This is a genomic window from Streptomyces sp. NPDC021093 (assembly GCF_044333135.1).
In the GTDB taxonomy this organism is placed as follows: domain Bacteria; phylum Actinomycetota; class Actinomycetes; order Streptomycetales; family Streptomycetaceae; genus Streptomyces.
Window position 1 is genome coordinate 76,724 of sequence record NZ_JBIRQJ010000012.1, and the last position, 10,934, is coordinate 87,657.

Consider the following 10,934-nt stretch of genomic DNA (forward strand, 5'->3'; position numbering starts at 1 on the left):
CCCACCCGTCCCGCCCCCGGGGGGCGGCCCCGCTGCCCAAGAGGGCTGGGGGGTGAGGGGGCAGGCATTTAGGGGCGCGGGGAACTGCGCGACCAGCCACGACGCACCCGCATGTATCGCAGGGGGCTAGGCGAGGGTTCGCTGGAGGTCCGTGCCCCACTCCAGCAGCCTCTCGTCCTCCCCGGCCCGCGCCACACACTGCACTCCGAGCGGCAGTCCTCCCGCCCCCCTCCCCGCCGGGAGGGAGAGCGACGGCAGTCCCGCGAAGCTCCACGGCAGGGACATCACCGAACTCCCCGTCGTGGCAATCCCCTTCGGGGCGGGACCGGGTGCCGCCGGGGTGATCCACAGGTCGGTCCCGGCCCGCCGCACCGCCTCGGCGATGCGCGAGCGGAACTCCTCCCGGCCCGCCTTCGCCGCCTCGTACGAAGAGGTGTCGATCCCCTCGCCCTCCCGGATCACCGCCACCGTCTCCGCCCGGTAGAGGTGCCCGTACCGCCCGAACCACGGCGCGTGCGAGCGCACCGCCTCGTACCGGTTCATGGTGAAGAGCTGTCGGCGGACCTCGTCGAAGTCCGCCATCACCGGCACCCGCCGCACCTCGTACCCCGCCGCCCGCAGTGCCAGGATCTGCGCCTCGAAGGCAGCCAGGGCCGTCGGTTCCGCCTGTGCGAGGTACGGTCCGTCGGGCACGCCGAGCACCGGTGTCGCCGGAGCGGAGCCCGGTCCCCGCCACCCGTCGCAGACGACCCGCGCCGCCGGTACGATCCCGGCCACGTCGGTCGCGTACAGCCCCAGGGTGTCGAAGGACGGTGCGTTCGGGATCACCCCGTCGATCGGGATGCGCCCGTACGTCGGCTTGAAGCCGACGATCCCGCAGTACGCCGCCGGGCGGATCATCGAGCCCACCGTCTGCGTGCCCACGGCGAGGGGCACCATCCCGGCCGCGACCGCCGCCGCCGAGCCACTGCTCGAACCCCCGGGAGTGTGCGCCAGGTTGTGCGGATTGCGGGTCGGCCCGGGTGCCAGGATCGCGAACTCCGCGGTCACCGTCTTGCCCGCGACGTACGCACCCGCCGCCAGCAACCGGCCGACCACCGTGGCCTGTTGGCCTGCCAGGGCCTCCGGCGGCAGTGCCGAACCGCCCCCGGTCGGCAGCCCGTCCACCCGGACGATGTCCTTCACGCCGACCGCGACCCCGCTCAGCGGGCCGGGCGCGGGGACCGCCGGGGGATCGGCGACCGTGACGAACGCCCGTATCTCCCGGTCGAGTTGCTCGATCTCCGCACGCGTACGCCTCACCGTGCCGTCTCCGTAGTCTCCGCCGTCCCTGCCGTCCCTGCCGTCTCCGCCGCTCCCGCCAGGTCCACCCGTACTCCCGCATGGTCCGACGGCCACACCCCGTCCACCGTGCCGTGCCCGAAGCGGGCCACCCCGTGCACCGCGCCCAGCCCGCCGGGGCCCGGCATGCCCAGGTGCACGTAGTCGATCCGGGTGCTCGGTCCCGGCGTGTGGTACCCGTTCGTGGCGTCCCAGGTGGCCCAGGGGGCTCCCGGTTCCGCGTACTCCCACGCGTCCACGAAGCACTGTCCGGGCACCGGCGGCGCGGTCTTGTAGCCGCCCATCAGCCGCATCTCGTCCGAGTCGGGCCAGGCGTTGAAGTCGCCCGCGATCACCGGCGGGAACGCCCCGTCGCCCCGGTGCTCCGCCACGAAACGGTGCAGGGTGCGCACCTGCGCGCAGCGCGTCGCCGAGTCGTACGCCGCCGAGTTGAGGTGCGTGGTGAACACCGGGACCGGCCCGGCGGGGGATTCCACCCGGGCGTACAGCGCCATGCGCCCGTTGTCCACGGCACCGTCGGCCGGCAGCCGCACCGTTGCCCGCTCGCCGATCGGCCACCGGCTGAGGACGGCGACCCCGATGTCCGATGCGTCCGATTCGGTGCGCCGCTGCCAGTGGTGCGGCTCGGCGAACCGCGTCCACGTCCAGTGCTCCAGGCCCAGTTCGCCGGCCAGCCACTCCGCCAGGTTCTCGTCGCCGTTCGCCCACACCTCCTGCAGGGCGAGCACGTCCGCCCGCTGCTCGCGCAGCACGGCGAGCATCGCCTTCCGGCGGGCGTCCCACGGACCGAAACGCCACCACAGATTCCATGTCAGTACGCGCATGGGGTGAACGTACCGTCCCGGTGGCCGCCGCGAATCAGATGGGGAAACGTGCGAACCATGTGAAGGATCCATGCGTCTCCTGTACCGGCGGGTCACCACCTCCGCCCCCTCAACCACCTTACGAACACGGGGAGTTCCACCATGCACACCGCCACACGCGCCGCCGTGGGCGCGGCACTCGTCGCCGCCCTCACCGTGCTCAACCTGCCCGGGGCCGGTGCCGCGCCCGCCGGGCCCCGTACCGAGAAGCTCAGCACCGGGCCGGGCGGGGTGCAGGCGGACCAGTCGTCGCAGGGCCCGGTGCTGAGCACCGACGGACGGGTCGTCGCCTTCACCTCGTACGCCTCGAACCTGGCCGCCGGGGACACCCCGGACACCGAGGACGTGTTCGTGCGCAAGGCCGGCAGCAGTGCGCTCAGCAGGGTCGCCGTGCCGGGTGCGCAGACGGGCAACCCGCGCCTCAGCTCCACCGGCCGCTACCTGACGTTCACCGCCCGCGACGCGAGCTACGCCTACACGCTCCACCTGCGGGACCTGACCACCGGCAGGACCGTACGGGTCGACCCGAAGCTGCCGGACGGTTACCGGGGCGGCGGCCCCGCGCCGATCAGCACCGACGGGCGGTACGTCGGCATCAACGCCCAGCCGACGGACGCCACCCCGGCCGGGGCGAACGACGGCGGCAGGGTCTACCTGCTGGACCGGCAGACCGGGACGAGCGTCCGGGTCAGCGAGTCGCCCGGCGTGTGGAACCGCTACTGCTCGCTCCAGGCCCTCAGCGACGACGGCACCAAGGTCGTCTACACCGATCAGTACTCCGGCGGCCCGCTCGGCGGCGACTGGAGCGACATCTACGTCTGGGACCGCACCACCGGCAAGCGCGTCCAGGCGGACGCCACCCACGACGGCGCTCCGGCCGACAAGCAGGCCACCGACCCGCTGATCAGCGGCGACGGCACCAAGGTCGCCTTCACGTCGCTGGCCACCAACCTCGTCCCGGGACCGCACCCCGTCTCCGGCTACCACGCCTTCGTCCGCGATCTGTCGACCGGGAAGCTGAGCCGGGTCGACGGTCTCGCGCCCACCGACACCACCCTCGTGAGCGGCATCTCCCGCGACGGCGAGAAGCTGCTGATCGACGTGGTGGGGGAGAGCTGGAAGAGCGCGCTGTACCTCCGGGACCTGCCCACCGGCGCCTCGACCCTGGCCAGCCCCAACCTCGAAGGGAAGCCGACGGGAACGGCGGGGAGCGCCATGAGTGCGGACGCCTCGACGGTCGCCTTCCAGGCGGACGACGCGGCGAGGATCGTTGTGGGCGACACCAACGGCCAGTGGGACCTCTTCGTCCGCCACCTGAAGTAGGCCCCCGCCCCGAGTCCCCGCCCCGAGTCCCCGCCCCGAGCCGCAGGCCCTCGGGGCCCGCATCCTGAGACGCCCTGAGACACGGGGGCAGCCGTGTGCCAGACTGCCCCCGTGTCCTCGTACGCCATGATTATCGGCAGCAGGCGCGCCGGTCCGCAGTGACCGTCCCGTACACCCACCACCCCGTACGGCTCGGCCACTCAGCTCCAGACCCGCGCGCAGACCTCTCGCACCCGCGAGGGGTTTTTTCGTTTTACGGCCCCACCCCGGCCGGAGGAACGAGGCGCACGCGAAGATGGAGGCAAGTGGAGCAAGCCATTCCGCAGCCTGGGTCCACGCCCGGGACTCGACAGGAGTCAGACAGCATGACGACCGCAGACAGCGCAGCCAGCAGCGCAGCCCGCAGTGCAGGCAGCCTTGGCGCAGGCAGCCTCGACGACAGCTTCCACGTCTTCGACACCACGCTGCGCGACGGCGCCCAGCGCGAGGGGATCAACCTCACCGTCGCGGACAAGCTGGCCATCGCCCGTCATCTGGACGACTTCGGAGTGGGGTTCATCGAGGGCGGCTGGCCGGGCGCCAACCCCCGCGACACCGAGTTCTTCGCCCGCGCGCAGAAGGAGATCACCTTCCGTAACGCCGAGCTGGTGGCCTTCGGTGCCACCCGCCGCCCGGGTGCGAAGGCCTCCGAGGATCCGCAGGTCAACGCGCTCCTCGCGTCCGGAGCGCCGGTGATCACCCTGGTCGCCAAGTCGCACGACCGGCACGTCGAGCTGGCGCTGCGCACGACGCTGGACGAGAACGTGGCGATGGTCCGCGACACCGTCTCCTACCTGCGCGAACAGGGCCGCCGCGTGTTCGTCGACTGCGAGCACTTCTTCGACGGGTACCGGGCGAACCCCGAGTACGCGAAGGCCGTCGTACGGGCCGCGGCCGAATCCGGCGCGGACGTCGTCATCCTCTGCGACACCAACGGCGGCATGCTCCCCGCCCAGATCCAGGCCGTCGTCGCCACCGTCCTCGCCGACACCGGCGCCCGCCTCGGCATCCACGCCCAGGACGACACCGGCTGCGCCGTCGCCAACACCCTCGCCGCCGTCGACGCCGGTGCGACCCACGTGCAGTGCACGGCCAACGGGTACGGCGAGCGGGTCGGCAACGCCAACCTCTTCCCCGTGGTCGCCGCCCTGGAGCTCAAGTACGGCAAGCAGGTGCTCCCCGAGGGCTCGCTGCGCGAGATGACCCGCATCTCGCACGCCATCGCCGAGGTCGTCAACCTCACGCCCTCCACGCACCAGCCGTACGTGGGCGTCTCGGCCTTCGCGCACAAGGCGGGCCTGCACGCCTCCGCCATCAAGGTCGACCCGGACCTCTACCAGCACATCGACCCCGACCTGGTCGGCAACCGGATCCGGATGCTCGTCTCCGACATGGCGGGCCGCGCCTCCATCGAGCTCAAGGGCAAGGAGCTCGGCGTCGACCTCGGCGACGACCGCGAGCTGGTCGGCCGGGTCGTCGCCCGCGTCAAGGAGCGCGAGCTCAAGGGCTACACGTACGAGGCGGCCGACGCCTCCTTCGAACTGCTGCTGCGGGAGGAGGCGGAGGGGAGGGCCCGCCGCTACTTCCGCACCGAGTCCTGGCGGGCCATCGTCGAGGACCGCCCCGACGGCACCCACGCCAACGAGGCCACCGTGAAGCTGTGGGCCAAGGGCGAGCGGATCGTCGCCACCGCGGAAGGGAACGGCCCGGTCAACGCGCTGGACCGGGCGCTGCGGGTCGGCCTGGAGCGGATCTACCCGCAGCTCGCCAAGCTGGAGCTGGTGGACTACAAGGTCCGCATCCTGGAGGGCAAGCACGGCACCGAGTCCACCACCCGCGTGCTGATCACCACCGGGGACGGCAGCGGCGCGGGCGGCGGCGACTGGTCGACGGTCGGCGTCGGGGAGAACGTCATCGCCGCGTCCTGGCAGGCGCTGGAGGACGCGTACACATACGGACTGCTGCGCGCGGGCGTCGAGCCGACCGAGTAGCGCGGAAACCGACCGGACCGGTTCAATGAGCAACGAGTAAGCGCTCGTTCACCCTGGGTCAAGAGGGGCGAACCCGTCAGGTCTGCAGCCGAACAAGCCATCTCCGGGGTCCGGGGGTGCACAGGGGCAAGCGGAACCGTTCAAATGTTCCCCGGCCGCCACGGAGTTCACACGGGTCACACCGTCCACTTCCGTAACAGCCATGAATTGCTCGGTGCATCCCTATCCACGGAGAGGACGTGACGACGATGAAGAAGACCTACGTCAAGCCGTCGCTGTTCAACCAGGGCGACTTCAGCAAGAAGACCGCGGGCATGTTCTATGCCTCGTGCAAGGAATTCTGGTCCCGCAAGCTCTGCATCTGAGCAGCCGGGTAACCGACTGATGAAGATGCCCGGTCACCTGCACCTCCGTGACTTCTTCGTGGTCCTTCCGGACACCGCCGAAGGCGAGGCGGCGGCCGGGCACCTTCGCTCGGCGGCGCCCGCTCCGCACGACGCCTTCGAGACCGTGCCGCACCCCTCCGGCCGGCCCTGGATCCTCGCCAGGCTTCTCGTACGGAACCTGGTCCGGGTCGCGCGGGGCGACGACGCCCTCGTCCTGATCGGCCCGAACAAGATCCCCACCGCGGCCCTGGACGCCGTCATCGGCCCGGCCCGCGACACCCCTGACCTGCACCGACGGCTCACCGAGCGGCCGGGCCTCGGCCATGTCGTCTCCCGAATGGGGGGCGAGACGTGCGTACGGGGCACGGCCTCGGGCCACCGCCGCGTCTACCACGCCGAGCACACAGGCGGACGCGTCGCTTCCGACCGGCCCGCGGTCCTCGCGCACCTCACCGGAGCCGACCTCGACGACGGCGCCCTCGCACTGCGCCTGCTGGACTTCGTACCGCACCCGCTGCGGGAACGGCCGCTCTGGCAGGGCGTCCGGGAGATCGACCCGGCGTACGCGCTGCTGCTCCGCGACGGCGGCAGGACCCATTCCGTACGACGCTGGTGGCTGCCGCCCGAGCCGAGGCTCACCGCGGCCGAAGGCGCACCGCGCGTCGCCGCCGCGCTCGCCGCGTCCGTCGCCGCGCACCTGCACGGACGTACCCGGGTCAGCGGCGAACTCTCCGGCGGCATGGACTCCACCGCCGTCACCTTCCTCGCCCAGCAGGCCGGCGCGCAGGACGTCACGCTGCTCACCGTGGCCGCCCGCGACGACCGCTCCGAGGATCAACTCTGGGCGGAACGCGGGGTGTTGGCGGCCCGCGAAGCCGCGGCGGCCGACGACGGCCCCCGCAAGATCGAGCACCGGATCGTCCCCGCCGCGGACGCGCCCCTCTTCTACGCCGACCTCGCGGGCACGGGCGGCGAACTCCTCGACGAACCCTTCCCCGTCGCACCCGCCCGCGCCCGCGCCGCCATGCTGCTCGGACGCGCCGCCGACACCGGCTCCGAGTACCACCTCACCGGCTACGGCGGCGACGAACTCTTCCACGGGCTCGCCTCCGCCTGCCAGGACCTCCTCCCCGCCAAGCCCCTCAAGGCCTGGAACCGGATGAGCGCCCTGCGCCACCAGTCCGGCTGGCCCCTGCTGCCCACCCTGCGCGGCATGCTCCTCCCGCCCGCCTTCGGGAAGTGGCTCGCCCGCTCGCTCGTCGACACCGCGACCGCCGACTCCCGCACCCCGCAGGTCTCCTGGGGGATGCGGCAGGCAATGCGGCCCTGGCTCACGGAGCGGGCGAGGGGGCTGATCCGCGAAGAGTTCCGGAAGGCGGCGCAGGGCGCCCGGCCCATCGCGCCGCGCCCGGGACGCCACATGGACATCGACACCGTCCGCCTCGGCGCCCGCTACTTCCAGTCCATGGAGGACCTGGGCGCCGGGCTCGGGCTGCCCGTCGCGGCGCCGCTCTTCGACGACCGGGTCATCGAGGCCGTCCTGGCGGTACGGGTCGAGGACCGGGTCGTCCCCTGGCGCTACAAGCCGCTCCTCGTCGAAGCGATGCGCGACGTGGTCCCGGCACACCTCCTCGCCCGTACGACGAAGGACGACATGTCCGCCGACGACGTCCAGGGGCTGCGCGAACACGCCCCGGAGATACGGGACCTGTGGACCGGGTCACTGCTTGCCGAACGCGGTCTCATCGACGCCGGGCAGCTCCGGCGGCTCGCCGACGACCCGTTCTCACCGGTGCTCCAGCAGTACCCCATCGACGCCACGGTGTCCTGCGAGGCGTGGCTGCGCACGGCGTGCGACGCCTGGCCGGAGACCCCTGCGAACAGTGAGGCCACGTCATGAGTCCACAGCTCCGGCTCCGCAAGGGCATAGCCGTCACCACCACCGAGTACGGCGGCGTCCTGCTCGACGAGAAGGACGGCACCTACTGGCAGCTGAACGAGTGCGGCACCCTCGTCGTGACCGCGATCTCCGAGGGAAGATCCCCCTCCGACGCCGTCGACCAGCTCCTCGCCGAGTACGACGTGGAGCGCGCCGAGGCGGAGGCGGACGTCGCCGAACTGACCGACCAGCTCATCAGAGCGAAGATCGTCACCCGGGCCGGCGGCCCCGGAACCCGGACCGGCGGTCTCCGAACCCGGACCGGCGGTCTCCGAACCCGGACCGGCGGTCCCCGATTCCGGACCGGCGGCACCCGATGACCACCGAGATGACCATGCCCCGGCGCGGGGCGGGCCCCGGCGGCCTCAAGCTCCGCACCGCCGTCGCGGCTGCGCTCCTCCTCGCCAGACTCAAGCCAGGCCGCCTGCGCCGGGTGCTGACCCTGCTCGGCCGGGGCGCGCGCCCGGCCTCGTACGACCAGACCCTGCAGACGTACCGGTCGGTGGTCGCCACCAGCCGCAAGTGCGCGGGCTGGTACGGCTGTCTGCCCCGCTCGATCGCGATCTCGCTGGCCTGCCGCATGTCGGGCACCTTCCCCGACTGGCACGCGGGCGTCCGCGACGCCCCGCCGTTCCAGCCGCACGCGTGGGTGGCGGCGGACGGCCGGACCGTCGGCGAGGACGTGCACGACTTCCGTCCGCTGATGAAGGTGACGGCGGGCGGCGGGCGGAACGCCCTGCGCTGAGGATCCGGGCTCCACGTGTCCGGGCTCCAGGCGTCCGGGCTCCAGGCGTCCGGGCCTCCGCACATCTGGGGCCCCGCGCGACTCGTGCTTGTCCGAACGCATCGGGTAGCGTCGAATGCATGAGGACCAGGCCGTTTTCCGTCATTTCGGCCCTCGCCGGGTCGACGCTCCTGCTGCTGCTCCCGTTCGCCTCGGTGGCGGCCGCCGCCACCGGTACGACCGAGGCGGGCGACGCCCTGAAGAAGAGTCCGGTGTACGTGGCCGAAGCGGCCAGGAGCCAGCTCTCCCGGGCCGACCAGGACGCCCTCGCCAAGAAGATCAAGGACGCGGACAAGCCCCTCTTCGTGGCGGTCCTGCCGCAGAGCCCCGAGTTCCCGCCGACGTCCGTGCGCGGCAACCTCCGTAACGCGACGGGCGTCACCGGTGTGTACGCGGTCCGCCTCGGCGACGGCTTCGAGGCGGGCGCCGACCCGCGCGCGCTGCCCCGCGCCTCGGTCCGCAATCTCGTCACGGCGGCCAAGACCCCGGCGGGCCTGGACGCGGCCACCCAGCTCAACACCTTCGTCGACCAGGCGCTCCCGCAGATCAAGGGCCACGCCCCGGCGTCCTGGGACGGCGGCTCGGGCGGCAGCACCGGCGTCGGCGTGCTGGCCGGGATCGGTGCGGTGGCGGTCGTGGCGGGCGCAGGCGGCTACGTCCTCGTACGCCGCAGCCGCAAGCGCAAGGAGGAGGAGCGCCTCGCATCCCTGCGCAAGCTGACGGTCGTCGTCGACGAGGACATCACCGCGTACGGCGAAGAGCTCGACCGCCTCGACTTCCACCCCTCCGAGCCGGGCGCCACGGACGAGATGCGCACCGACTACGAGCGCGCGCTGGACCTCTACGAGACCGCCAAGTCCCGCATGGCTGCGGTGCGTCAGCCCAATGACGTACGGGGCGTGACGGAAGCCCTCGAAGACGGCCGCTACTCCCTCGCCGTCCTGGACGCCCGCCGCACCGGCGCCCCGGTCCCCGAGCGCCGCTCGCCGTGCTTCTTCGACCCCCGCCACGGGCCCTCGGTCGCCGACGCGACATGGACCCCGCCGGGCGGCGCGGCCCGCGAGGTCCCGGTCTGCGCGGCCGACGCGACCCGCATCGCGGACGGTCAGGACCCCGCCGTCCGTACGGTCGACACGGCCGACGGCCGTCGCCCCTACTACGACGCGGGCCCCGCCTACGGCCCCTGGGCGGGCGGCTACTTCGGCGGCGGCATGCTCCCCGGCCTTGTGATGGGCACCATGCTCGGCTCCATGCTCGCCTCGCCCGCCTACGCGTCGGAGTACGGCGAGGGCACCGGCTTCGACTCCGCGGGCGCGGGCTACGAAGGCGGTGACGTCTCCGGCTCGGACTACGACTCGTCGGGCTTCGGGGGCGGTGACTTCGGTGGCGGCGGAGACTTCGGCGGCGGAGGCGGGGGAGGGGACTTCGGGGGCGGCGGCTTCTAGTCCGCGCCCCGGCCCCTGGCCCCGGCCCTCTTCCGGTTTCCGGCTTCTTCTCCGGCCCGGCTGCTAGCCCGCGTTCTTGATCGCGGAGATGTCGAAGTTCAGCTTGATCTTGTCGCTGACGAGGACGCCGCCCGCCTCCAGCGCCGCGTTCCAGGTCAGGCCCCAGTCCGAGCGCAGGATCGTCGTCGCGCCCTCGAAGCCGACGCGCTCGTTGCCGAAGGGGTCGGTGGCCGTGCCGTTGAACTCCAGGTCGATGGAGACCGGGCGGGTCACGTCCTTGATCGTCAGGTCACCGGTGATCCGGTAGTCCTCGCCGCCGAGCTGCTCCGCCTTCGTCGAGCGGAAGGTCATCTCGGGGAAGGCCTCCACGTCGAAGAAGTCGGCGCTGCGGAGGTGGTTGTCGCGGTCATCGGAGCCCGTGTCGATGCTGGCCATGCGGATGGTGAGGGCGGCCTCCGACGCTGCCGGGTCCGAGCCGTCCAGCTTCAGGGTGCCCTCGGCGTCGGTGAAGGCGCCGCGCACGTTGGTGACCATGGCGTGCCGGGCCGTGAAGCCGATCCGGCTGTGGCTCGCGTCGATCGTGTACTCGCCGGTCAGGGCGGCCAGGGCCGGGTCCACGGCGGTGGGGGCGGCGGTGTTGTCGGTGGTGTCGTTGCGGCGGCCGAAGAGACCCATGGCGTTCCTCCTGGGGAGAGCGGGGGGAGTGGGGAAGTTGTTGGTTGAAGCTTCAATGAGCTTCATGTGGACGACCATAGCGCGATGATGTTCAACTTTCAACCTTTGTGGTCGGGGGTCGTCGAAGTTCAGCCGTTCGGCCCACCGC

9 protein-coding genes and 1 pseudogene are annotated in these 10,934 nt (G+C 72.2%); 7 read left to right on the top strand and 3 right to left on the bottom strand.

The annotated features are described in order from the left end of the window. Positions 1-126: 126 nt before the first annotated feature. The gene (locus ACH4SP_RS33025; RefSeq protein WP_398420438.1) at positions 127-1,302 is read right to left on the bottom strand and encodes an amidase; all 1,176 of its coding nucleotides are present in this window, start codon (positions 1,300-1,302) and stop codon (positions 127-129) included. Continuing rightward, complete coding sequence (locus ACH4SP_RS33030) at positions 1,299-2,165, bottom strand: endonuclease/exonuclease/phosphatase family protein (RefSeq protein ID WP_398420439.1); 867 nt, start codon at positions 2,163-2,165, stop codon at positions 1,299-1,301. The genes ACH4SP_RS33025 and ACH4SP_RS33030 overlap by 4 nt, the downstream gene beginning before the upstream one ends. A gap of 141 nt (positions 2,166-2,306) precedes the next feature. Here ACH4SP_RS33030 and ACH4SP_RS33035 point away from each other — a divergent pair, with 141 nt between their 5' ends. The 7 genes and pseudogenes from ACH4SP_RS33035 to ACH4SP_RS33065 all read left to right on the top strand — a co-directional run bounded on the left by ACH4SP_RS33035 (position 2,307) and on the right by ACH4SP_RS33065 (position 10,111). Then, positions 2,307-3,527, top strand: coding sequence for a hypothetical protein (locus ACH4SP_RS33035; protein WP_398420441.1), 1,221 nt, complete (start codon positions 2,307-2,309; stop codon positions 3,525-3,527). Positions 3,528-3,892: 365 nt separating this feature from the next. Further along, positions 3,893-5,557, top strand: coding sequence for a citramalate synthase (cimA, locus tag ACH4SP_RS33040; protein ID WP_398420443.1), 1,665 nt, complete (start codon positions 3,893-3,895; stop codon positions 5,555-5,557). 248 nt (positions 5,558-5,805) lie between these two features. Next, entirely contained in the window at positions 5,806-5,922 is a 117-nt protein-coding gene (locus ACH4SP_RS33045; RefSeq protein WP_362416699.1) for a keywimysin-related RiPP, read from the top strand. Between the two features lie 19 nt (positions 5,923-5,941). Beyond that, a complete protein-coding gene (locus ACH4SP_RS33050) occupies positions 5,942-7,843 on the top strand; it encodes an asparagine synthase-related protein (RefSeq protein WP_398420445.1) in 1,902 nt (633 codons plus the stop codon). Next, positions 7,840-8,094: pseudogene (locus tag ACH4SP_RS33055) on the top strand (lasso peptide biosynthesis PqqD family chaperone); the annotation flags it as partial. The gene ACH4SP_RS33050 and the pseudogene ACH4SP_RS33055, both read left to right, overlap by 4 nt. 104 nt (positions 8,095-8,198) lie before the next feature. Continuing rightward, positions 8,199-8,627, top strand: coding sequence for a lasso peptide biosynthesis B2 protein (locus ACH4SP_RS33060; protein ID WP_398420447.1), 429 nt, complete (start codon positions 8,199-8,201; stop codon positions 8,625-8,627). A 119-nt stretch (positions 8,628-8,746) separates the two neighbouring features. Next, entirely contained in the window at positions 8,747-10,111 is a 1,365-nt protein-coding gene (locus ACH4SP_RS33065; protein WP_398420449.1) for a hypothetical protein, read from the top strand. Between the two features lie 63 nt (positions 10,112-10,174). On the opposite strand, the gene ACH4SP_RS33070 is transcribed toward ACH4SP_RS33065, so the two are convergent. After that, entirely contained in the window at positions 10,175-10,786 is a 612-nt protein-coding gene (locus tag ACH4SP_RS33070; RefSeq protein ID WP_398420794.1) for a YceI family protein, read from the bottom strand. Between the last annotated feature and the right edge of the window lie 148 nt (positions 10,787-10,934).